Source organism: Butyrivibrio sp. MC2013 (assembly GCF_000424585.1).
Taxonomy (GTDB): domain Bacteria; phylum Bacillota; class Clostridia; order Lachnospirales; family Lachnospiraceae; genus Butyrivibrio.
Window position 1 is genome coordinate 223668 of sequence record NZ_AUKE01000004.1, and the last position, 24202, is coordinate 247869.

The following is a 24202-nucleotide window of genomic DNA, read 5'->3' on the forward strand; positions in this document are numbered from 1 at the left end:
TCAATCTTTCTTCAATAAACCTCCTTTACAATGTGCCTAGAAATTGTAAAGGAGGTTTTACTTGTGTATGAAATAAACGTGCAATACAGGCACGAAGTCAAACATGAAATAACTATGGCTGACATGATCACTATCCGCCAGAGACTACGTGCTGTAGCCAGAGCAGATGATCATGCCAAAAACGGAAGCTACCTGATCAGAAGCCTGTACTTTGATACTCCTGAGGACAAGGCACTCATAGAGAAGCAGTCAGGTGTAAGCCGCCGTCACAAGTTCCGTATCAGATATTACAACGGCGACAGCTCAGTGATCCATCTGGAAAAGAAATGCAAGATGGCAGGTCTTGGGACCAAGATATCAGCAGATCTCACAGCAGATGAAGCAGGTAAAATAGTAAGCGGCGACATTGAATGGATGAAAAGCTGTGACAGAGAGCTGGTAAGGGAGCTCTACAGCAGGATGGTATCAGAGCGCCTCAGTCCAAGGACTATCGTGGATTATACCAGAGACCCATTTATATATGCTCCCGGTAACGTCAGGGTAACACTTGATTACAACATAAGGACCGGCATGGACAGCACAGATTTTCTAAATCCCGCTTGCCTCACCATACCTGCTGCCGCAGGGGTATGCATCATGGAAGTCAAATGGGACGAGTTCCTGCCTGAGATCATCAGGGATGCTGTAGCCCTCCCCCATGCAAGAGCAGGCTCTTTTTCCAAATACGAGGCCTGCAGGCAGCCCAGGATAGAACAGGGCTATGGAGAATACTGATCGATAAGGATCAGAGCACAAAAAGCATGTAACAAATAAGGAGAATGATACAATGACCTTTAATGATATCTTCAAATCAAGCTTTCTGGAAAACGTAACAAGTATCAGCATGGTAGACATGCTCATCGCACTTATACTCGCCTTTGTAGTAGGACTCTTCATATTCCTGATATACAAAAAGACATATCAGGGTGTTATGTACTCATCAAGCTTTGGTGTAACGCTTGTAGCCCTCACCATGATCACCACTCTCGTTATCCTGGCTGTGACCAGTAACGTAGTACTCTCTCTTGGTATGGTCGGCGCCCTGTCTATCGTAAGATTCAGGACTGCCATCAAGGAGCCCCTGGATATCGCATTCCTCTTCTGGGCTATTGCAGCAGGTATCGTTCTGGCAGCAGGCTTTATACCCCTGGCAGTATTTGGCAGCGTGATCATAGGCCTGATCCTTCTCGTATTTGCCAACAAAAAGTCACACCTTCTGCCCTATATCATCGTCCTGAGTTGCACCGGTCACGACGCTGAGCTTAGAGCCCTGGATATGATAAAAGGCAATGTAAACCGCATGGTGATCAAGAGTAAGAGCGCCACCAAAGGAAGCCTTGAGCTGAATCTGGAAGTGAGACTCAAAGAAGATAATACCGATTTTGTAAACGCTCTTGCAGACCTCTCCGGCGTCAACAGCGCAGTACTTGTTAGCTATAACGGCGAGTACATGGGATAAGGAGCAGCCTATGTCTACACACAAACTATTCGACAGGATCTGTATCTTTATCACCATCCTGGGAATACTGCTGACCGTCCTCTTTACAAGCGGCAGTATCCCGGGCATCGCCGCTGACGATTCGGTGACCCTTGGATATGAGGATACCCTTTTTGACGACAGCTATGTTCATACCATAGATATAGAAATGGACGACTGGGACAGCTTTATAGAGAATGCCACCTCTGAAGAGTACTCGGCTGCCAACGTGACCATCGACGGTGAGACTGTCAAAAATGTTGGTATCAGAGGCAAAGGCAATACGTCTCTCTCCACTGTAGCCCAGCTTGATAGCGAGAGATATAGTCTGAAAATAGAATTTGACGCATATCAGTCTTCCGGCAATTATCACGGTCTGGATAAGCTCTGCCTCAACAATCTGATCCAGGATTATAGCATGATGAAGGATTATCTGACCTATAAACTCATGAATGAGTTCGGAGCAGATGCCCCACTTGTAAGCTATGCTTATATCACTGTCAACGGCGAAGACTGGGGACTATATCTGGCAGTAGAGGCTGTTGAAGACTCCTTCCTCGAAAGGACAAACGGCAAATCCTATGGCAATCTCTATAAGCCCGACTCCATGGATATGGGCGGCGGCCGTGGAAATGGCGGCGGTTTTGACATGAAGAATGTGGACTTTGACAAAATGGGTATGAGTAATCCCTTTAACAGGGGTAATTCAGATCCTGATGACGACAGCAGTGACAGTGATAATGATAACAACAATATTGAAAGCCCGGGCAACGGCAATGCCGGATTCCCCGGAGGATTTGATGGTGATATGCCATCTCCTCCTGAGGGCTTTGATGGTGAAATGCCCGGTGGTATGGGAATGGGCAGTAGTGACGCCAAGCTCATGTATATAGATGATGACGAAGATAGCTACTCCACTATCTTTAGCAGCGCTAAAACAAATATCCAGACCTCTGACAAAAAGAGACTTATAAATTCACTTAAGACCCTGAGCGAAGGCATAGAAAACGGTGATGCAGAGCAGATTGCAGAAGCCGTTGATGTAGATGCAGTGATGAGATATATGGTAGTGCATAATTTTGTAGTCAACGGCGATAGCTATACCGGCTCTATGATCCATAATTACTATCTCTATGAAGAAGATGGCTTGCTGTCCATGATACCCTGGGACTACAACCTGGCATTTGGTACCTTCCAGGCCAATGATGCTACAAGTGCTGTTAACGATCCCATAGATACGCCTCTATCTGTCACTGAGGATAGCAGCGACAGGCCTATGTTCTCATGGATCACATCAAATGAGGAATACTTGGAACTCTATCACGAATACTATGAAGAATTCATAGAGCAGTTCTACGAAAGCTCTTACCTTGCAGATCTGATAGATAATACTTATGAGATGATCGCAGAATACGTGGACAAGGATCCTACCAAGTTCTGTACTACAAAAGAATTTGACACAGCTGTAGATACCATGAAGAGCTTTGTAGAGCTAAGGTGTCAATCAATAAGGGGCCAGCTGGATGGCTCTATTGGATCCACAGACTCCGCCCAGGACGCAGATCCTGATTCTCTCATAGATGCATCCTCCCTAAACCTGTCAGCTATGGGTTCTATGGGCGGCGGAATGGGCGGATTTCCGGGGAAAAGTAATAAAGACATCACAGGCACCAGTGACGGAGCCGATAGCTCCGTCAACGCCCCAAAAGACAGTGATACTAATACCCCCGGCGGTTTCCCGGGTGGTGACAGCAATTTTCCCGGCGGCTTTGGTAATATGCAAGACTTTACCGGTACAAATAGCTTTAGTTCCATAAACACAACCAGTCTCATATATCTTGGCGCATGTGCAGGCACCCTCCTGCTGGCGATTTTCATAGCACGTCGCTACCGTGTCAGGGTCTGAGCTTTTTATCAACTCAGGAAAACAAAAATATCCCGGCAGAAACAGGTATTGAATTGATATGTAACCTGCATTCTGCCGGGATTTATCATTTTCTTTTCCGATTCACCATACTTGCAATGCTATTCATAATTATCTGAATTCTCTGATATATGTTTTTGCCGCATATTTTCTGCTTCCATCAAACTTTTCATACTCACTATCATGGGAATAATGCATACCAAGCTTTTCCATTACACGCTGGCTATTATGATTCTCTGCTGCGAACTGTCCTTCAATAGCTCTTATCTTTCTGGTCTTACTGATATGATCGATTATTCCCTGCATTGCCTCATGAACATAGCCGTGTCCCCACTTGTCTTTTCTAATGTTGTATCCTACTATCCAAACGTCTCTCTTAGCATTGTATACCAGGCCGCCGCTTCCTATGAGCTCGCCGGTCTCTTTAAGCTCTATCCCTAGATCGTAATTATCCTCCTCATCCAGATCACGGCTTTCAAGCCATGTCCTTACATCTTCCGCATTTTTATAAAGAGGATAGGGCATATATTCATTTACCTCCGGATCTCCACACCATTTAAAAGCAGCTTCATAATCCTCCGGAACAAAAGGTCTTAGTATCAATCTTTCTGTTTCAATCCTGACTCTCATCGTAATATCCTCCCTATCCAAATAAAATCATATCCTTACAGCAATATCCAAAGCAATGTAGAACTTACCCAGATCATGGTTAGCAGCAGGTAACGCTTCCACTTCATATCCACTATCTGCAAGTACATCACCGGCTTCCAAAAAATCATAAAGTTCAAGCCCATAAAAATCGCATAAAGCCTGAACTCCAGCAAGTTCCATCTCTACAGCTATGCAGCCTTCCTTTTTTCTTTTGGCAACAAGTCCTTTTGTCTCTCTTAGCATGGAATCCGTTGTCCAAACACGGCCTTTAACATATGGAACCTTAAGCTCCGTAAAAATGTCCTCCAATTTATTGCAACCCTTAATATCAATATAGTCACTTGCCGGAGCGTAGTAATAAGAAGCACCATCTCCTCTATAACTCTCTGTTGGAATAATAAATCTTCCTGTTGTCTGCTCCGGATCAAGGCTACCACAGGAGCCAAACATTACAAACTTTGTTGCTCCTGTTATCCAGTGCACCTCATAACATGCACCCGATGCAACAGCAGATCCTATTGATGTTAAATAAAACGCTATCTTTTCACCTTTGTATTCCATGCAATATATCGGTATACTTCCCGTGCATGACCCCATCAATGCAATTTCTTTGCACTCATATTTTTCCAGGATGTGATCATGTATTTCTTTTGAAAAAATGATCAGGCACTTATCTACCAAGTGCTTTGGTTCGCCATAAAAGTGCTCTAATTTTACTATTGGCTTAGTCTTATCATCATAAAAATCTTCGCGCATGGTTCACACCTCCTCACTCAAATATATTTGCCATTATGATCTCATCCCTGTATGTTCCGTCTTTTAGCTTGAATGCTCTGGGATTCATTCCATATTCCTTAAATCCCATCTTCTTGTACATGTGCCTTGCTCTGTCGTTATCACTGTATACTCCAAGCTCAACCTGTTCAAAGCCATTAGCTTTAGCCTGATCAAGAGCAAGCTTCATCATGAAACTTCCAAGCCCCATTCCGGTGTAACTCTGCCTGATAGACATTCCAAGATAGGCACGATGTAGATATTTAATATGTGGCCTTACGAGCGTTACCCCAAGATCTCCTATGAGCTCATCCCCAATATAGGCGCTTACCATGAAATCTCTCTCGCTTTCTGCAACACTTATAAGACCCTCTGCGATCTTCCCCGGATTTAGCTCACCGTCTTCAGGTTCTCTTGCCATAAAGTGCGTCTCAGCAGCAGTAGCTTCCCTATGTAGCTTTACCTTCAATGCATCCTCCGGCCCTGCGCTCTTAATGGTGATCTCTCGTCCATCAGGTAAAATGTATTTCTGCTCTTTTATTCTCATAGCAACCTCCGAATTAGTATTTATCTTAATATTTATGAAGAAAAAAGCCTCATCAAACTCTCGCTTGATGAGGCCTTGTATATCGTATCAATTTTAAAGCAGTTACTATGCTTTACTGATAACCTTATCCTCATCATACATATCAAAAACAAACCCCTGACCATAATTCACGGGCTTATTAGAGACTATATAATTTGTGACGAGGATAAATCTTTCCATAGCATCTCTCTTTCTGAAAATTATTAGTTGTAAGTATAGTTGACTGACAACTCACTGTCAACTCTTTTTTTGCCAAAAACCTCAAGCCACCCCTGCTTGCAACTCGCATTACTTGAGTTACAGCGGGGGCTGGCTTATGTCAAAAAAAAAGCGAAGCGGCGGTTAGTACCGCTGCGCTGGCGTGCAGAGCGAGAGCGTCCACGAATTGGACACATAAGCCGCCCCTGCTTGCTTGCAACTCGCATTACTTGAGTATACAGCGGGGCTGGCTTATGCTGTCCGAATGAGGGGCTGTCACGCCACGCCGGCACTTAGCGGCGCGAAGCGGCGGTTAGTACCGCTGCGCTGGCGTGCAGAGCGAGAGCGTCCACGAATTGGACACATAAGCCAGCCCCCGCGTCACCTCACGAAAGCCAGAGTCGCGGCCGCTTCAGGATGCCTGTGGGCTGCAGCTGATATTCGTAGGCCCACCTGCTGCCCTCGCTTCTCCAGGCATTGGGCCCTTGCCATATATCTTTTTTGTCACATAGGTGAAGAGGCCCAAAGGTATTCATCCTGTTGCCATAAGCGGTAAGTCTTATTGTATGACTCCCCTTTGACACCTTGCCAAGGGATATCTCATAAGGCGAATAGGCTATATTGCCCACCTTCCTGCCATCTATCTCCACCCCTATAAGAGGGCAGCTATAATATGTGGTGCTGAGCATCAGCTCGCCATCTGCCGGTATATCCACCTTGCTCTCATAGCATATGTTGCCGCCATAGAAGGCAAAGCCCTGCCTGCTGATATCTCCGAAATGAATGCTGCCGGGAGCTGGCACTATCTCTGCTTCAGAGCCGTATACATTTACTCCGAAATTTCCAAGGAGATACATAGCTTCCACATTTTGCACCTTTATAAAGGGCATAGATACTTCTATCACATTAATGCCTTCTATGAGCTCTCCAATGCCTATCCTGTGGATATCCATGTCCACGTAGTTACCCCGGTCCTTGCCCGTCACTACGCTTCCGTTAAAGATTATCTTGGTATCCTCCGGATGCTCCATTGCCAGATCTACGGGGATTCCGGATACATGGGATCTAAAGCTGTATCTTAAGTATAGAGTATGCTCAGGTATTTCCTCTTTATCATTGACCCAGGGCTGTGCCCAGGCTTCCATCCTAAGAGGATAGCCCAGCTGCCTCCTGTAATGATTATCTATGCGAAGTATCTCGTCCTTTGGTCTGTAGTCTTCATCATCCAGCCTGCTCTCAGCCATATCAAGGAGCAGCACGTTCAGCTCATCGGTTTGCACCTGTGCAGACTCCGGATATGCTATGTCTATGCTCTTTTGGGAATTGTTATCCTTCGATTCCGGGAAAAGAATCCCATTATCTGCCGCTGCCCCTTCTGATCCATCTGTTATATCGCCGCAGAGTATAGCATTCTCCACACCAGTGCTCATAGGATCCAATCTTAGCAGCAGGCTGTCATGCTCATAGCACTGCCTCTCCAGGATAGTCCTGTCCCCTTCATATTTGCAGCTAAGAGGATATATCTCTCCTGTCAGAGTATCATAATAGGTCAGCCTGTATAGACCCTGCAGGATTATAGTGATCTTCTCCATTCTGGGAACATCCTTATTTCCGGGTTTCTCTCCATGGGCTATAAAGAGCCAGCTACTTTCACCGTCGTCTCTTAGCTGGTAGATGAGATCATCGGTCCTGGTGCCATTATCCCTTCTGATATCTATGCTGCGGCATGGATCAAGGGCTCTTAGTATCTCCATTTTCTGATAAGGAACATTCACTGCCAGCTCAGCCAGGGCAGAGGGTCTGTATGAAGGCCTGGCATCTACCAGCTTTGGTACAGCACCGGCTATTATCACCTTCCCGCCCTCTGCTGCAAAGGCTTCAAGTATGTCCAGGGTAGAAGACCTGACAGTAATAAGGTCAGGCATAAGGACCATATCGTAGGTCATTTCTCCCACCTTAAGGCGGGCGTCCTTAGTCACCCTGATCTCCAGGCTGGGAAGCAGAGATTCTGCCAGAAAATCAAAATCCATCAGGCCAAAGAGCAACCATTTGGTCAGGTCTGTGAAATTCTCATCCCTTTGTCTGCGGATATCTCCTGTCTGTTCATCATTGCCCCAGCATAGCCAGAAGGATTCGATAGGATGGATCACAGCTACTCGCACCTTGGCTTTGCCCCTGGTCATAGCAGTAGCCACGCGTGCAAAATGATCTTCCACTCCTTTATATTCCCTGTACCAGGGTGACTGATAGCTGATAGATGCAGGATAATCCCTCTTGGCTTCACCTGCCATGGAAGTCCAGGATAAATGCGGCACCCTGACTGTCACTCCCAGAGCTGCCTGCCAGTCTCCCTGCAGCTTGTGTCCTCTAAAGTCAAAGTTATAGCCTGTAACACCATATAGCTCACTAAGTACACCGGGAGCTCCAAACTGCCTGGCTGCACTCTGAGCCTGCTTTGCAGTAGTATACTCTCTAAAGTCGCAGAGCATATCTATTCCGGGCATGCCAAAGGATCTGTAGGAACGCATGGCTTCACCAAGAGCTGCAGTCTGCGAGGTCAGGGTAGGCTCTTCCATCATGTGTCCTGTGAGCAGTATCCCGTGCTCTTTGCACCAGCTGCCAATATTGTCAGCAAAAGCTTCTGTAAAGCGTTCGCTCACAAAGTCATGATATTCGTATCTGATCAGGGAATAAACATCTTTTCCTTTTTCCCAGAAGAGCTCAGGAAGTCCTTCAAGGAGGCTGTGACCGTATCTTTTTGTAAAATCTTCTTCAAAGTCATCTGAAAAAGGTATGGTCACATCCTTTTCATCAAGTGCATAGCCCATCCTACGTTTGAAGGAAAACTGAGGTTCATCTGTAAAAATAGCAGGAACATCTCCACCAAAGCTATCCCCCAGGGTCTTGTAATATCTCTCGTGAGTAGTTTCTATAAAGCAGTCTATAGCCTTCTTATCCAGGGTATTCACATAAGCCTGATCATTAAACCAGGGGCTGTCTCCGGACACCTCAAGATATGCATACCACTCTTTGCCGCTATCTGCGGCGCTCTCCCCTTCTTTTAGAAGCCTGTAACCCTCCAGATATCCATCTGCCAGCTTAACTTCATATCTGGCAATGAGCTTTCTCTCACCACCTGAGACCACCTCTGCAGATGTGCAGTAGTTATTTTCTTTACTGACAGGCACTTCCGGAGCCTTTCTGCTAAATACCAGGTACCTGCTCCTATTGGCATGATCCCTGGTGACCAGGCCCCCTGCTGCCCCTGAGGGCCATCTGTCCTCATCATAGAGCCAGGTCAGCATATCTTTCTTTGCAAATTCTTCATGAGCAGTCCTGACCAAGTCCATATATTCTTCGCCCAGATATTCATTGGCCATTCCCGTCCTGCAATGTATGTGAGCTCCTCCCATACCCATATCCTGCATGACAGAGGTCATAAACTTAACATTATCCTTTGTCATTTTTGTATTCCATGCCCAAAATGGCGCCCCTCTGTACCGGGAAGTGGGATTCTCAAATAGCTCTTTGGTCAGCTTCTTTCCTTGATGATATAACATAATACCCCCCATTTCTTTAACGTTCCATGACTTTGTCATCCCTTAATTCTCCAAAGATATCGTATCAAAAAAAGAGCATAAAAAAAGGACGCTTTTTGTTCAAAAAACTGTCCTTTTTTGCCATGGCAAACAGAAGAATAAACCGGCTCTTTACCGCGCTTATTTTCGGTCTCTGTACTTCTTGGGAGTCATCCCGTACCTTTCCTTAAAAATCCTATGAAAGTATCCCATATTCTCATATCCAACCGCAGCACCTATATCAGCAACAGGCATTGAAGTGCCGGTGAGAAGATACGCAGCCCTGGATAATCTTTTGTTATGCAATAACTCAGTATATGTGTGACCGCTGCGCTTTTTGATCTCCTTGGAGAGCCAGTAGAGATTGTAATGAAGCCTCTTTGCCAGATCATTTATGCTGCCATCTCTGTAATGCTCCTCTATATATCCAAGTACTGTCATAACAAGCTTATGTCCCTCATCCTCCGACTCTATGTCAGAAGCTCCTGTATATTCCAGAAGTTGGAGGAATAATAGCCCCATGGTGATCTTATTGATACTGTTATCAGAATTCTGCCTATTCATAAGTGTCCAGATCAGATTCTCCACCAAATTCTGGACAGGGAGTATATCAGCCACCTTGAAATGTATATAACTACTGCTGGCCTGCTCCCCTCTAAGGCACTCTATCACAAAATTCCTTAGAGGATTCTCATCCATATCTATCATGGGAAGGACTGCATCAAAGAATTCGGGAAGAATGATAAAATTCACAGCCAGGTCATCCCGACCAGCCTCCTCTATCTCCTGCACGGCATTCTGACTCATAAACAGAAGCTCACCTTGTCGAAGATACAGATCCCTGCCATTGATCCTGTGATGGACCATGCCGCTGCATACATACATAACTTCCACATAATTGTGTGTATGTGCAGGAAAAGCTATAAATCTGGTATGCTTTCTGATGGATATCAACTCCCCCGCTTCCAGGAGCCTTGAGGCTTCATATATCTGATCCCCTCCGCTTTGATAAATGGTATTATCCACCTGCCTGCGCCCTTTAAGGATCTCTTCTTCCTCTTTGGTAACCTTCTGAAGTTCTGATATGATCAGCTGATGCAAATGCTTGTCCCCTCTTTCGCCTTCAATAGGCGTTTATCAGACTGCCTTCCCCCATTCTACAGCTTTTTCATCAATCTTTCACCATATACGGTTAGTACCGCTGCGCTGGCGTGCAGAGCGAGAGCGTCCCCGTATTGGACACATAAGCCGCCCCCGTCTTAAGAGTATCTTCACTTATTACAACAGAAGTCAAAATAATTTTTGGCATTATAGTAGCTGATACCTTTTACTATTGCTTCCAGACGTTTCTCGTCTGCAGGATACTCTCCATTTTCAACCCAGACCCCTATGAGGTCACACATGATCCTACGGAAGTACTCATGTCTGGTATATGAAGTAAAGCTTCTGGAGTCTGTGAGCATACCAATAAAATGTCCAAGAAGGCCCAGACTGGCCAGGCTCTTTAACTGCTCTGTCATCCCCTCCTTGTGATCATTAAACCACCAGGCAGCGCCGTGCTGGAGCTTTGATACAGAAGAGCTGTCCTGGAAGCATCCTATGACAGACCCTATAGCAGCATTATCATTAGGGTTAAGAGAATAAATAATGGTCTTTGGCAGTTCTCCCGTCTCCTCAAGGGAATTTAGAAAGCGCCCCATTTCCACAGCAGATGAGCTATCGCCTATAGCATCTATGCCTGCATCCGGTCCCAGTGCCCTGTATATCCTCTTATTAAGGTCCCTCTGGACTCCATAGTGAAGCTGCATCACAAAGCCTCTTTTATGGGCAGCCCTTCCCTGATGGAGCATAAATGCCGCCCTGTATTTTCTGATCTCCTGATCTGTAAGAGCCGAGCCTTCAAGACGTTTCCTGATGATGGCATTTACTTCAGCATCTGTATGATCTTCATAGTGTATCCCGGAAAGTCCATGATCGGATACCTTGCAGCCATTTGCTGCAAAGAAGTCCATACGCTTATCCAGCGCAGTCAGGAGGCTGTCAAAGTCTGTGATATCAACTCCTGACACTTCACTAAGCCTTGCTATATAATCCGCAAAACCCTCCTTGTCTATATTCATAGCCTTATCCGGGCGCCATGCAGGTAGAACCTGCACCTCAAAAGCATCCTTCCTGATCTTCCTGTGCCATTCCAGGGAATCTATAGGATCATCTGTGGTACATATCACCTGAACCTTAGATGCCCTTATAAGGTTCCTTGCTGACATCGAAGGGTCCCTTAGCTTCCCTCTGGTAAGCTCCCATACCTGCTCAGCGGTATCGGTATTTAATATGTCTTCATAGCCAAAGTATTTTTTTAGCTCCAGATGAGACCAGTGATACAAAGGATTGCCTATGGCCATTTCAAGAGTCTCTGCCCATTTTATAAACTTATCTTTGGCCGGAGCATCTCCTGTGATATATCTTTCTTCCACTCCTGCCCAGCGCATCTGGCGCCATTTATAGTGATCGGCACCCAGCCAGAGCTCTGTGATATTGTCATATCGCACATCCTCATATATTTCTCTTGGAGAGAGATGGCAGTGATAGTCTATGATAGGCAGATCCTCGCAAAGATCATGATAGAGGTGCCTTGCAGTATCATTAGATAATAGAAAATCTTTATCCATAAACTTCTTCATTTGAACATCCTCTTTTTTTCTATTATTCCACTGACAAACAAAGCCAGGGAATTAATTTATTTCCGCATAATGATCTATACTATCTCTGTACCCTGGCACCGGCGCCGCCCATCAAAGCTTCAACCTCTTTGCAGGAAGCCATAGAGGTATCACCGGGAGTAGTCATTGCCAGTGCTCCATGAGCAGCACCGTAGTTCACAGCTTTCTCCGGATCAGCTGTAGTCATGAGTCCGTAGAGCAGACCGGATGCAAAAGAGTCTCCTCCTCCTACCCTGTCCATGATCTCCAGATCCTTATAGTCCCTTGCCTTATATATCTCACCGTCGGCCCAGCACAAAGCGCTCCAGTCATTGACAGTAGCAGTTTTAACAGTCCTTAAGGTAGTAGCTATACACTTCATATTGGGATAGGTCTTTACAACTTCACCTATCATCTTCTTATAGCCCTCTACATTGAGCTCTTTAAGGTCCGCATCATTGCCCTCTACCTCAAAGCCAAGGCATGCGGTAAAGTCTTCTTCGTTACCGATCATGATATCCACGTAGCGTGCTATCTCTTTATTGACTTCTCTTGCTTTATCAATGCCTCCGATAGCGCTCCACATAGAAGGACGATAGTTAAGATCATAGGATACCAAAGTGCCATATTTCTTTGCAGCCTTTATCACGTCGATGACTGTCTGCGAGGATGTCTCTGACAGCGCAGCATATATACCGCCTGTATGTAATACTCTTACACCCAGCTCTCCAAAAATATGATCCAGGTCCCAATCCTTAGCAGTCGCTTTAGATATAGCTGTACCTGCTCTGTCAGAGCAGCCCACTGCTCCCCTGATGCCAAAGCCTCTCTCTGTGAAATTAAGACCGTTTCTGCAGATACGCCCAATTCCATCTGTCTTCATCCATTTGATAAGAGAAGTATCAACGCCACCCTGGAGTATGAGATCCTCCATGAGCCTTCCCAGTTCATTATCTGCAAAGGCTGTAAGTACGCCGCTCCTCATGCCAAAGCATCTTCTAAGGCCTCTGACCACATTGTACTCTCCTCCGCCTTCCCATACCCTAAAGCTTCTGGCAGTACGTATCCTGCCTTCACCGGGATCCAGGCGCAGCATCACTTCTCCCAGTGACAGCGCGTCATATCTGCACTCCGATTTATCCTTAAACTGTAAATCCATCTTGATCCTCCCTAGAATAACTATTTATTATGCTTTCAGGCACATACATTCCTGCTTTTGAACACAGCCCCTGATCTCTCTGACAAGCTCCGCTGCTTCTCTGGTCAGCTCTCTTATCCTGTCATAATCACCGGATTCTATAAGCTCCCCTTTTACCATCCAGCTGCCACCGCAGGCCAGGATACGGTCATACTCCAGATACTCCCTGACATTTGACGCATTTATGCCGCCTGTTGGCATGAATCTCACACCGGTATAAGGCGCAGCCACTGCCCTTATATATTTCAGACCACCTGCTGCTTCTGCAGGAAAGAATTTGACCACATCAAGGCCATGCTCAAGCGCTTCTTCGATATTAGAGGGATTACAAGTGCCCGGGATTATAGTGATCCCTTTTTCCATGCAATGATCCACAACCTTGGGATTAAGACCGGGGCTTACTATAAAGCGTGCGCCTGCTTCTACTGCCCTGTCCACCTGTTCAGTAGTGAGCACTGTCCCGGCACCTACGAGCATCTCAGGATAGTTTTCGGACAAGCTCCTGATAGCATCCTCTGCAGCTTTTGTCCTGAAGGTCACCTCTGCCGCAGGAAGACCTCCATCTATAAGCGCTCTGCCCAAAGGGATCGCATCTTCTGCATCCTCTATTACCAGGACCGGGATAATGCCTATCTGTCCTATTCCTTCTATTATTTCATTCATCTGTTTATATTCCTCTCTTGTAATACTGATCGTTAAACTCGCAAACGCTTCGCTTTTTGCTCGTTATAAAATCACTGCTGACGCAGTTCTACGGGTACGGGGCTTATAACCCCGCACCCGTAATCAAGATATTCCCACCACCTAAAGGTGGTGGGTTATCTTGATTATTTTATATATAGATCTTTTGCCCCATATGAATCAGGTAAGATATTCTCCTGGCCAAAGTATTATCTCAGCTGAGCCACTCTCTCAGCACAGCTCTCACTGCGCCTTTCCCCCGTGTCATCTTTATAAACAGCTCTGTCACTGTATCAGCCATACAAGTAGCTTCAAGATCAATGCCAAATATCCTCTCATCTGTCAGGATGCTGCTAAGCCCGGCCCTTGCATCAGCTAAAGCTTCCCGAGATACGACGGCTTTATCTCCTTCCGGCGAATAAATGGCCTTGTCATCTACTGCAAATGCTGACATATGATCGGTAAGCTCTTCCAGCATAGGATCCGGGGACAGTTCAAAGCTACTGCCCTCATCATCTACTGCCATCAGATATCTGAGCCAGCCTGCAAATACCAGAGGTATAGCCTTTAAGCCTGTAATATCCCTTCCGTCTTTTATGTAATTTTTGATAGTCTCACCATATCTGATAGAGAGCTTTTGGGAAGTATCCGTTGCTATCCTTTGTGGAGTGTCAGGCATGAAGGGATTGGGTAGCCTTACCTTTACCACAGTATCTATGAATTCCCTTGGAGAGAGGACTCCCGGATCTGTAACCACAGGCAGGCCTTCCTTATAGCCAAGGATATCTACAAGCTGTATCAGGTCATTATCCTTCATTTCATCAGATATCTTCTTGTAACCCAAAAGGCAGCCAAATACTGCCAGTGCAGTATGCAGGGGGTTGAGACAGGTGCAGACCTTCATCCTCTCTACCTTGTCCACAGTCTCCCTGTCAGTCAGGATAAATCCTGCCTTCTCCAGATCAGGTCTTCCGTTTGGAAATGAGTCCTCTATGACCAGATACTCTGTCTCCTCTGCATTTACAAAGGGCGCCACATAGGTATTCTTTGATGTGACCTCAGGCTCTAGGCCTTCAAGGCCGTCGTCCCTTAGCATTTTTTCCACTTCCGGATCAGGTCTTGGTGTGATCTTATCGATCATGGTCCAGGGAAAAGACACCTTGGAGCTGTCATTAACATACGCAGCAAAGCCCTTCTTTGCCTTTCCGCCACTCTCCCATTTATCTGCAAATTCTGTCATAGCCTGCTTTAACTTATCTCCGTTATGGGAGCAGTTGTCTGTACTTACCATGGCAATAGGCTTTGCACCAGCCATAAAGCGTGCATATAAAAGCTCTGCCACCTTTCCCATATAGCTGACGCAGTGGCTGGGTCCATTTTCAAAGTCTTCTAAAACCTCAGGCTGATAGGCACCAGCGGACCCCTTTAGGCAGTAGCCTTTTTCTGTGATGGTAAATGTGGCAAGCTGCAGAGAGCCTTCTTCAAATATCTCTTTTAATCTGCCCATCTCTGCGACATTTGTACTGTCCAACTTACAGGACTCAGCTATAGCCCCCACTACTGTCTTATTGACGGCGGCGTCTGACTTTAACGTAACCAGGATGGAATAGTTGTCCGCAGGCCTGTATGCCTTATCTATGATCTCATAATCATAGCCCTCGACCACAGTGATACCCCTGTCTATGACGCCCGCTTCCAAAAGCCTGTCAGCTGCCGCAGCATGGAAAGCCCTGAAGATATTACCTGCTCCAAAGTGCACCCAAAGGGGGGCTTTAACCGTCTGATATATCATTTTCTCCCTGTCATAGGAAGGGAGCTTATAGCCCTTCTCTTCCCAGAGATTTCTTTCCCTTATACTTTTCTCATTAAGCTTCATGACCACCTATCATCCCCTCTTATGTGCCTTATCTATTGCTTCCCAGAGACCGTTCAGATATGCAGCTCCCAGTGCTCTGTCATAGAGGCCGTATCCCGGCATAGCCTTTTCTCCCCAGATCATCCTGCCATGATCAGGGCGAATAGGTCCGTCAAAGCCTATATCATAGAGAGCCTTCATGATCTCATACAGGTCAAAAGAGCCATCGGAAGACAGATGAGCAGCTTCCTCAAAATCATCAGTCGAGTTGAATTTCAGATTTCTGACATGGGCAAAATGTATCCTGCCCTTAAGGGAACGGATCATATCCGGCAGGTTATTCTCCAGATTGGTACCATAGGAACCGGAGCAGAAAGTCACGCCATTATGAGGGTTATCCACCATCTTCATCATGCGCAGGATATTCTCCTTATTGATGATGATCCTGGGCAGCCCAAATACGCTCCATGCAGGGTCATCAGGATGAATAGCCATGTTGATGTCGTACTTGTCACAGGTAGGCATGATGCGCTCCAAAAAGTATTTCAGGTTAGCAAAGAGCTTCTCATCATCCACATCCTTATACATCTCAAAGAGTTCTTTGACATGAGCCAGCCTCTCAGGCTCCCAGCCAGGCATGATAGAGCCGTTCATATCACCTGCAATGGAATCAAACATCTCTTCCGGTACCAGCGCATCTACAGCCTTTTGTGTATATGCAAGCACCGTTGAGCCGTCCCATCTCTTTCTTGCCAGTTCAGTTCTGGTCCAGTCAAAAACAGGCATAAAGTTGTAGCAGACCATATGTATATCTTCCTGGCCAAGATTCTCCAGGCATTTGATATAGTTTTCGATATAACGGTCCCTGTCAGGGCTGCCTATCTTGATCGCATCATGAACATTGACGCTCTCAATGCCTGCAATATGCATACCTGCAGCCTCTACTTCATCCTTAAGAGCGCGAATCCTCTCCCTTGTCCATACATCTCCGGGCTGAGTATCATAAAGCGTTGTGATCACACCCTTTACCCCGGGAATCTGCCTGATCTGTTCCAAAGTCACAGTATCAAAGCCCGTTCCATACCATCTAAGTGTCATCTCCATAAGATTTCCTCCTCTTAACACGCCTTTGATATAACAGATAAGAGCCTTATCAAAGGCAGTTCATTAACGTATATGCTAATAGGAGTATATTAAAGAGAATCAGGAAGCAGAATTGCAGAGATTGTTGTACACATTGCAAAACTTGTGCCAGTAAACTATTATTATATATACGCGGGACTGTATGACAAAATATCCTTTTAACCAGCGGATGGAAAGAGATAGGAATATGAAGAAAAACCTCCAGACAACCTTTAGCACACGCCAGTACATGCTTTCTAAGGATTTCGAGATATATTATTACAGTGACAGAGACCTCCAAAATGTACGATACCATGCACATGATTATTATGAGTTTTATTTTTTCCTGGAGGGTAATGTGGAAATGGAAGTTGGCGGAGCCAAAGTAAGACTGACTCCCGGAGATATGATCCTGATACCTCCCCACCAAAAGCACAGACTAAGCGTGATATCAGCGCCCGATAATAAAGGACAAACTACTGTTAGTCCCTATAGACGTTTCGTCTTTTGGATCAGCAAAGATTATCTGACAGACCTTATGAAATTGTCAGGAAGCTACGGCTATGTAATGCAGCAGGCATCTATCAAAAAGAAATACATTTATCATTTTGATATATTCACCTTTAATGAGCTTCGAAGCCGGATTTTCAGCCTCATAGAAGAACTCAGGTCAGACCGCTTTGGCAGGGATGCCCGCTCCTGCCTGTTGGTAAATGATCTGGTTTTTAGCATCAACCGCTATGTATACGAGCTGGACCATCCAAACAGTCCTAAAGAAGAGCACTCATTATATCAGAATCTCCTGTCATATATCGAAGAGCACATAGATGAGGACATCAGTCTGGATGCTTTGGCCGCTGCCTGCTATGCCAGCAAGTTCCATATTGCTCATATTTTTAAAGACAATCTGGGCATCTCTGTCCATCAATATATATTAAAAAAGCGTCTCTCATTATCGAGAGACGCCATAATGTCAGGCACTGAGATCACCAAAGCATATCTCATGTGCGGCTTTAAAGATTATTCAGCTTTTTTCAAAGCCTTTAAAAAGGAATACGGTATGTCCCCAAAGGAATATAGGGATATTTATACCATGAATATGGAATAAAACAATTATTAATTCTGCTTGTTCCTACTACCCATAAGGATGCAGAAGCCTACTGTCAAGATAATTCCCACAGGAAGAGATATCCACGCCGACCTCGTAATACCAGCCAGCAAATAAGTGATAAAGGAAATGGCTGCACAAGTCATAGCATAGGGCATCTGAGTGGATACATGATCGATATGATTGCACTTGGCACCTGCAGATGACATGATAGTGGTATCGGATATAGGCGAGCAATGATCACCGCATACAGCGCCTGCCATACATGCAGACATGGAGATGATCATCATAGTATCATCCACACCTGAGAAAATAGTAACTACAATAGGTATGAGAATACCAAATGTACCCCAGCTGGTACCTGTAGCAAAGGCAAGGAAACAAGCTACAAGGAAGATAATGCCGGGCAGGATCACCAGCATACTGCCTGCAGAATGCTCTACCAAAGCTGCCACATACTCTTTGGCTCCAAGAGAATCTGTCATAGACTTAAGGCTCCATGCCAGTGTCAGGATCAGTATGGCAGGTACCATTGATTTGAAGCCCTCAGGAATGCATTCCATACAATCTCTAAAGCTCAGTACTCTCCTTATGAAATACCAGCTGATGGTCAGGATCATACCTGCAAAGGAACCATATACAAGACCAACAGAAGCATCACTTCCTGCAAAAGCATTGATAAAGCTCTCGCCTTCAAAGAAGCCGCCGGTATAGATCATTCCAAATATACAGCATACGATCAGAGCAACAACTGGCAGGATCAGATCAAGCACAGTTCCTTTTCCCTTGATATCATCCTCAGAATCTGCACCCTCTTTCTGCTTGCCATGACCAAATACATCCCCCTTCTCAGCTGCCTCCAGTTCAAACCTGGCCATAGGGCCATAGTCAGCCTTAAAGACCACTATGGATACCATCATGATAATAGTTAGGAGTGCATAGAAATTATAAGGAATGGTCTTTACAAAGAGGCCAATGCCGTTCTCACCTTCGACAAAGCCGGAAACTGCAGCAGCCCAGGAGCTGATAGGTGCAATAATACACACAGGAGCTGCGGTTGCATCAATAAGATATGCAAGCTTTGCTCTTGATACCTTATACTTGTCAGTAACAGGTCTCATAACGCTTCCCACTGTGAGACAGTTAAAATAATCATCAATAAAGATCAGCACACCCAGCGCGATAGTAGCCAGCTGCACTCCCACTCTGCTCTTTATATGCTTAGAAGCCCATTCTCCAAAAGCAGCAGAGCCGCCCGCTTTGTTCATGAGCGCTACCATGACACCCAAGATCACAAGAAAGCAGAGTATACCCACATTGTACTCATCACTGAGCACTGCTCTGAGACCATTTGTATAAAGGTGATTCACTCCTGCTTCGACATTAAAATCAGAATATAGAAGAGCTCCCGCTACTACTCCCAAAAAGAGAGAGCTGTATACTTCTTTGGATATCAACGCCAGTATAATGGCGATAAGCGGCGGAACAAGCGCCCAGAAAGACTCCTGAACAGTATCCGCATTGGTAGCCACTGCAGCCACTGCCATTAGTGCTACCATCACACAAAACAAAACAATATGTACCAGGTAATAACGATTTCTTTTATCCATCTCTTCCCCCTTATCTAAATAAATACCTAATAAAGATTTTAGTGTAGTAACGTGTTACAAGCAAGATGCATTAGAAAAATAATTATTCTTTTCAATACAACTAACTGTTCACTAACCAATAATAATCGCGATACAGCAACTAGATAATCTAATATACAAAGAGGTGCATAGAAATCTATGCACCCCTCCGCTATTACTATATCTTTATGAGGTTTACTTATTTACCATCTAAAACCGAAGAGTCCCTTTAAGATGGAAGAAATTGCCTTAACAACAGTCTTAACAACCTTAACCACTACCTTTACGATCACTACTACAGGCTGAGGAACATGGTGATGTCCGGGATCTGTAGGTTCAGGATCTGTAGGCTCAGGATCTGTGGGATCTGTGGGCTCAGGATCTGTAGGATCTGTAGGCTCAGGATCTGTAGGATCTGTGGGCTCGGGATCTGTAGGATCTGTAGGCTCAGGATCTGTAGGATCTGTAGGTTCGGGATCTACAGGCTCTTCTGTTCCGGGTTCTGTAGGATCTGTAGGTTCAGGATCTACAGGATTCTGAACAAAGAGATCATCATCAACTGTATCATCGTTATCTGTGCTGCCGCCTTCGCTAGCTTCCTTAACAAGATCCATATGGATATTCTTGAAAGAGAATGTAGCATCGCTGGCCTGGCTGTCACCAAAGCCGAAATCAAAGTGACAATCATCAAGAGTTGCGTTTGAAGTAAATACTGTCTCATAAGAGATGTATCCATCTTCGTCTGCTGTCTGACCGTTGGAATCCACTTCAACGATATCATGAGCCACTGTCCAGCTTCCGCCGTTCTCCTGAACGATATATTTGAACTTACCGTTGTTGGTACCTGTAAACTTGTAATCAAAGGTCAGCTTATACTTCTGGCTAGCCTGTACTGAGAAGTTGCTGCTGCCCAGCTGAGGTGAATACCATGTACCGCCGCTGGTGATTCCTCTCATGGTGATAACACCATCTGCTTCTTCAAGAGCAATAGCAGAACCTGCACCATTATCTCCTGTCCAGGTGATAGTCTCATCAATGGGATGCTCACTTACTGTAGAAGCCTGGTTCTCACCCTTCATCACTACATTATCGATCTGAACAGATGTACCCTTTGCAAAGCTCAGTACCAGAGCTCCATTAGAGAGATCTTCTGATGTTGTCATGGACAGAGCATATCTTCTTACGCCGTCTCCAGCCTTATATGCAGCCTTTGCGCTTGCAAGCTCCTTGCCCAGTGTTACAGTTCCATCCTCAGCTGTATTTACAGAGTAGATAGCAGCCTTAACAGCTGAATCTGTTTCTGAATACATATCAAATGCAACTGTGTATGTATCAGCGGTCATCTTGATGCCGGGCTGATAGATTGTAGGAACGCCTGCCTCAGCGGCAACCTGTCCTCTACGCTCATAGTACTTGATTCCGTCTGCGATCTGCTCGTAGTTGGTCATGGAAGCAATATCCTTGACTCTTACATCAGAATCCTTAAGTGCCTCAGTTGTGTATCTGGGAACATTAAGTGTAGTTCCACCTACTACTGCCCAGTAACCTGTGTGGTTATTGCCCTGGTCAAATGTTCCATTGAATACCATGTTGCCATCAGCTGTTACGCCATGTGCTCCGGAAGGATCTGTAGCTCCGATCAGCTCAGGATCAACAATCTCAACCTTAACATTTGATACATATACTGTACCTGTTCCCTGTCCACCGATATTGAACTCAATACGGCAGTTGTCAAAATCTTCAGACTGCTGGAAGATAAAGGAATTAGATGCAGGTGAATCTCCAAGAGTAAATGTCTGAACACCATATGTGCTCCAACCTGCATACTCCTTGGAATCGCAGTTAACCTGCTTACCTACCATGCCGCCTTCTGCGTATGCATCATAGGATACCTTGTATACATATCCCTTCTTGGCATCATAGTGACCGATCAACTGTACGCCGTAGTCCTGATTGCCCTGAGATGATATATCAACCTTAGCCCAGGTCTTGCCTGCAGCATCTGTTACTGTCTCTGCTGTAGCAGCAGCATTATCCTGGTTGGAAAGATACCATTTGCCGCTTCCTGCTGCAGCGCTGTCATTGTGTCCGCCGCCTGTTACATCCAAGTTATCAGCTGTGATCTCTGCGATCTGATTGATTCCCTGGAACTCTGTCCAATCCTTAAGAGCAGAGCCGTCAGCCGTCTTTACAACTGCATCCGGATAACCGTCTGTTTTCTGGAAGCAACGGATGTAGTCAACATACATGTTGATATCATCCTGGAACTTTGCCTTATTGGCTGATCCGCCGAACTGTCCGCTATCAACAGCCAGGTTCAGGATCATGTAGAAAGGTGCATCAAAAGGTGCATCAAATCCAAGTGTATCAGATGCTCCGGGAATGGTGCTTGCCCAGTTGCTGGAGGAGTAGATCTCCTGACCGTCATAATAGAAGGTCATCTTGCCGGGCTCCCAATCTACTGCGTATGTATGGAAGTATCTTACATCAGAATTCAGTGCTGTGTAGCCGCTTCCCTTATATACATGGCTGGGAACGCCCCAGTGCAATGTTGAGCAAGCCTGATTGCTCTGAGTACCTGTAGTCTCCAGGATATCGATCTCACCGGATACAGGCCATCCGCCATAAATAGCTGTGCTCTGAGGCAGCATCCAGAATGCAGGCCAAGCACCGGCTGTCTGAGGAAGTGATATTCTTCCTTCAATGTATCCGTATGTAGAATTGAAGAGTTCCTGTGTATGTGTTGTAGTACGGATCCTTGCGGATGTGTAATTCTTCTTGCTCTCTGAAGCGTAGGTATAACCATTCTTCTCATAGGAAGCTGTCAGACGAAGAAGTCCGTCGCCTTCACCGTCTCCATCAAGGTCTTCGTTTACAGAGATATTCTTGGCATCACTGGTGTAGCACTCAAGCTCGTTGTTGCCCCAACCGCCATTACCGCAGTCAGTACTTCCATCACCCAGCTGATAGCCCCAGTTATTAAGGTCAAGACCTGTATTAGCATCAACTGTGTCATCACCGTAGTTGCCATCAAACTCGTCTGCCCAGATCAGAGTATAACCGTCTTTGCTTCTTCCGGGATCAGCATAGTCATAAAGTGCATTGTCCTCGGCTGAGAAATCATACTCAGGTCCCTTGGCTCCAACTGCTGTTCCGCCGCCAAGTGTGATATAGTTGCCTTTAGAATCACAGATTCTCAGGTTCTCGATAACGAGAGATCCTGTAAGATTGGCTGCTTCACCGTCCATAGCACCAAGTGCAAAATAGAGGTTATTGTTAGCCATATCACCTACAGTCACTTCCTTGCTGTACTCATAAACTTCACCGGCAGGCATATCAACTGTATCATAGATATGTCCGTTATCATCCAGCTTGATCCTGACTTTCTTGTCTATGGAAGATGTCAGATCAGCGGATACTGTGTAGGTCTCACCAGCTACCAGTCCAAGATTGTGAATGATATACTGAAGACCCCATTCGCCGTTCCAACCATAGCTGCCAACAGTGAAATTAGCTTTTGTGCCTGTCTCCTTGACATCTGCATTGGTTCCCGCCCAGTCACTGCCAACATAAAGCTCTGTTTCAGCATCTGCCAGGCTGATAGCACCTTCCTTAACTCCTGCTTCCTTGTGAGGAGTTACCTTAAGATTAGAGATCACCATGGTATTCTGGTCACTGCCCCACTTGCTGCCAAGTGCAAAGAGGACCATCATATCATCAATATCTACTTCTTTATCTGTGGTGATGCTGACCTTGGTCTTGCCTGCAGGAACCTGTATAGACTGTTCTGCATAAACAGTACCGTCATTATGAAGATCACCAAGCTTTACAAATGCTTCTCTTTCAACTTCAGAACTGATATTGAAGGAAACATCATATTTCTCAACTGTAGGAGTGGAGATGACTTCTTTGAGCTGGATCTGCCAATGAGAATCATTTCCCCAGTCATTACCCCAGTCGCTTCCTGTTACAATAGCCTTAACGCCCTTATATTCAACAGTTACATTAGTACCACCGTCGATATAATCAACACTGTGATCAAGTGTCTCAAAATCGATTCCGGAGAGATCCTCTTCCTCGGGAGTCTCAGGTGTCTCGGGTGTTTCAGGTGTTTCAGGAGTCTCGGGTGTTTCGGGTGTTTCAGGCTCCTGAGGTATCTCAGGCTCTTCGGGAGTCTCGGGTTCCTCTGCAGGATTACCAATAGTAACAGTTGCTGTAGCAGCTGCTGACAGCTCTCCGTCTCTCTGACCCTGGAGCTCGATCAGGTACTCACCGTCTGCATAATCATCAGGATACCAGTGATATCCCAGTGTCTGATCAGCATAAACTTTCTCGTAGCCTAATTTTTCGCAGGAAATTGTGACAGTATACAGGTCGTATCCTGCTGCCCCCCATACAAAGCCGATACCCTGGTCCTCATTGTAATCAGCTACCTGGCCAAAAGGTACCAGTAACTCTTCGTTGACAGGTCCCTGTGCTGCCAAAGACTGCAGACCTGCCGTCACAGGTGACGACAGAGAAAGAGCAAAGGCGATCGCCAGCGCCAGTCTGCTCTTACCGTTCCGCTTTTTCATAAAAAATGCACCTCCTTCAAAATAGATCCAATAACCATCATTGAATCTAATTCTAAAGGAGGCGCATTTCTTTTTTCAGTGCTTTATTTTTATTATGGTATCTTTTTTCG

Annotated in this window: 16 protein-coding genes; 4 read left to right on the plus strand and 12 right to left on the minus strand. The window is 45.6% G+C overall.

Annotated features, from left to right (window positions below; translation table 11 throughout):
* Positions 1-63 precede the first annotated feature (63 nt).
* From G636_RS17010 to G636_RS17015, 3 genes are read left to right on the plus strand one after another with little or no spacing between them, the layout of a single operon-like run.
* Positions 64-774 (plus strand): polyphosphate polymerase domain-containing protein, encoded by a 711-nt coding sequence (locus G636_RS17010; RefSeq protein ID WP_330363881.1) that lies wholly within the window; start codon positions 64-66, stop codon positions 772-774.
* 52 nt (positions 775-826) lie between these two features.
* Positions 827-1498: a DUF4956 domain-containing protein gene (locus G636_RS0102440; protein ID WP_026506725.1), complete on the plus strand. Its 672-nt coding sequence runs from the start codon at positions 827-829 to the stop codon at positions 1496-1498.
* Between the two features lie 10 nt (positions 1499-1508).
* Positions 1509-3422, plus strand: a complete 1914-nt coding sequence (locus tag G636_RS17015; protein ID WP_051226412.1) for a CotH kinase family protein — start codon at positions 1509-1511, stop codon at positions 3420-3422.
* A gap of 129 nt (positions 3423-3551) precedes the next feature.
* Here the strand turns inward: G636_RS17015 and G636_RS19275 are convergent, their stop codons facing one another.
* The 10 genes from G636_RS19275 to uxuA all read right to left on the minus strand — a co-directional run bounded on the left by G636_RS19275 (position 3552) and on the right by uxuA (position 16764).
* Positions 3552-4070 carry a GNAT family N-acetyltransferase gene (locus tag G636_RS19275; RefSeq protein WP_026506726.1) on the minus strand — a complete coding sequence of 173 codons (519 nt, stop codon included), beginning with the start codon at positions 4068-4070 and terminating at the stop codon, positions 3552-3554.
* A 27-nt stretch (positions 4071-4097) separates the two neighbouring features.
* Positions 4098-4847, minus strand: coding sequence for a nucleoside phosphorylase (locus G636_RS0102455; RefSeq protein ID WP_026506727.1), 750 nt, complete (start codon positions 4845-4847; stop codon positions 4098-4100).
* A gap of 13 nt (positions 4848-4860) precedes the next feature.
* On the minus strand, positions 4861-5412 hold the full coding sequence (locus tag G636_RS0102460) for a GNAT family N-acetyltransferase (protein ID WP_026506728.1): 552 nt from the start codon (positions 5410-5412) through the stop codon (positions 4861-4863).
* Positions 5413-6035: 623 nt separating this feature from the next.
* A complete protein-coding gene (locus G636_RS0102470; protein ID WP_026506729.1) occupies positions 6036-9209 on the minus strand; it encodes a hypothetical protein in 3174 nt (1057 codons plus the stop codon).
* A 159-nt stretch (positions 9210-9368) separates the two neighbouring features.
* Positions 9369-10328, minus strand: a complete 960-nt coding sequence (locus tag G636_RS0102475) for an AraC family transcriptional regulator (protein WP_026506730.1) — start codon at positions 10326-10328, stop codon at positions 9369-9371.
* Between the two features lie 170 nt (positions 10329-10498).
* On the minus strand, positions 10499-11908 hold the full coding sequence (uxaC, locus tag G636_RS0102480) for a glucuronate isomerase (RefSeq protein WP_026506731.1): 1410 nt from the start codon (positions 11906-11908) through the stop codon (positions 10499-10501).
* Between the two features lie 79 nt (positions 11909-11987).
* On the minus strand, positions 11988-13085 hold the full coding sequence (locus G636_RS0102485) for a sugar kinase (RefSeq protein ID WP_026506732.1): 1098 nt from the start codon (positions 13083-13085) through the stop codon (positions 11988-11990).
* Between the two features lie 27 nt (positions 13086-13112).
* Complete coding sequence (locus G636_RS17025) at positions 13113-13787, minus strand: bifunctional 4-hydroxy-2-oxoglutarate aldolase/2-dehydro-3-deoxy-phosphogluconate aldolase (RefSeq protein ID WP_051226414.1); 675 nt, start codon at positions 13785-13787, stop codon at positions 13113-13115.
* Positions 13788-14019: 232 nt separating this feature from the next.
* On the minus strand, positions 14020-15681 hold the full coding sequence (locus tag G636_RS0102495; RefSeq protein ID WP_026506733.1) for a mannitol dehydrogenase family protein: 1662 nt from the start codon (positions 15679-15681) through the stop codon (positions 14020-14022).
* Between the two features lie 9 nt (positions 15682-15690).
* Positions 15691-16764 carry a mannonate dehydratase gene (gene uxuA, locus G636_RS0102500; RefSeq protein ID WP_026506734.1) on the minus strand — a complete coding sequence of 358 codons (1074 nt, stop codon included), beginning with the start codon at positions 16762-16764 and terminating at the stop codon, positions 15691-15693.
* 226 nt (positions 16765-16990) lie between these two features.
* Between uxuA and G636_RS0102505 the strand changes: the two genes are divergently transcribed.
* Positions 16991-17890: an AraC family transcriptional regulator gene (locus tag G636_RS0102505; RefSeq protein WP_026506735.1), complete on the plus strand. Its 900-nt coding sequence runs from the start codon at positions 16991-16993 to the stop codon at positions 17888-17890.
* A gap of 8 nt (positions 17891-17898) precedes the next feature.
* Here the strand turns inward: G636_RS0102505 and G636_RS0102510 are convergent, their stop codons facing one another.
* Together G636_RS0102510 and G636_RS0102515 are read right to left on the minus strand one after the other, a co-directional pair.
* Entirely contained in the window at positions 17899-19500 is a 1602-nt protein-coding gene (locus G636_RS0102510; RefSeq protein WP_026506736.1) for a Na+/H+ antiporter NhaC family protein, read from the minus strand.
* A gap of 221 nt (positions 19501-19721) precedes the next feature.
* Complete coding sequence (locus tag G636_RS0102515; RefSeq protein ID WP_026506737.1) at positions 19722-24092, minus strand: family 16 glycosylhydrolase; 4371 nt, start codon at positions 24090-24092, stop codon at positions 19722-19724.
* Between the last annotated feature and the right edge of the window lie 110 nt (positions 24093-24202).

Coding starts and splice junctions, on each gene's coding strand:
- G636_RS17015 (WP_051226412.1), top strand. CDS start 1,509: ATGTCTACACACAAACTATTCGACAGGATCTGTATCTTTATCACCATC.
- G636_RS0102485 (WP_026506732.1), bottom strand. CDS start 13,085: ATGGATTTACAGTTTAAGGATAAATCGGAGTGCAGATATGACGCGCTG.
- G636_RS0102460 (WP_026506728.1), bottom strand. CDS start 5,412: ATGAGAATAAAAGAGCAGAAATACATTTTACCTGATGGACGAGAGATC.
- G636_RS0102495 (WP_026506733.1), bottom strand. CDS start 15,681: ATGAAGCTTAATGAGAAAAGTATAAGGGAAAGAAATCTCTGGGAAGAG.
- G636_RS0102505 (WP_026506735.1), top strand. CDS start 16,991: ATGAAGAAAAACCTCCAGACAACCTTTAGCACACGCCAGTACATGCTT.
- uxuA (WP_026506734.1), bottom strand. CDS start 16,764: ATGGAGATGACACTTAGATGGTATGGAACGGGCTTTGATACTGTGACT.
- G636_RS0102455 (WP_026506727.1), bottom strand. CDS start 4,847: ATGCGCGAAGATTTTTATGATGATAAGACTAAGCCAATAGTAAAATTA.
- G636_RS17025 (WP_051226414.1), bottom strand. CDS start 13,787: ATGAATGAAATAATAGAAGGAATAGGACAGATAGGCATTATCCCGGTC.
- G636_RS0102510 (WP_026506736.1), bottom strand. CDS start 19,500: ATGGATAAAAGAAATCGTTATTACCTGGTACATATTGTTTTGTTTTGT.
- G636_RS0102440 (WP_026506725.1), top strand. CDS start 827: ATGACCTTTAATGATATCTTCAAATCAAGCTTTCTGGAAAACGTAACA.
- G636_RS19275 (WP_026506726.1), bottom strand. CDS start 4,070: ATGAGAGTCAGGATTGAAACAGAAAGATTGATACTAAGACCTTTTGTT.
- G636_RS0102470 (WP_026506729.1), bottom strand. CDS start 9,209: ATGTTATATCATCAAGGAAAGAAGCTGACCAAAGAGCTATTTGAGAAT.
- G636_RS0102515 (WP_026506737.1), bottom strand. CDS start 24,092: ATGAAAAAGCGGAACGGTAAGAGCAGACTGGCGCTGGCGATCGCCTTT.
- uxaC (WP_026506731.1), bottom strand. CDS start 11,908: ATGAAGAAGTTTATGGATAAAGATTTTCTATTATCTAATGATACTGCA.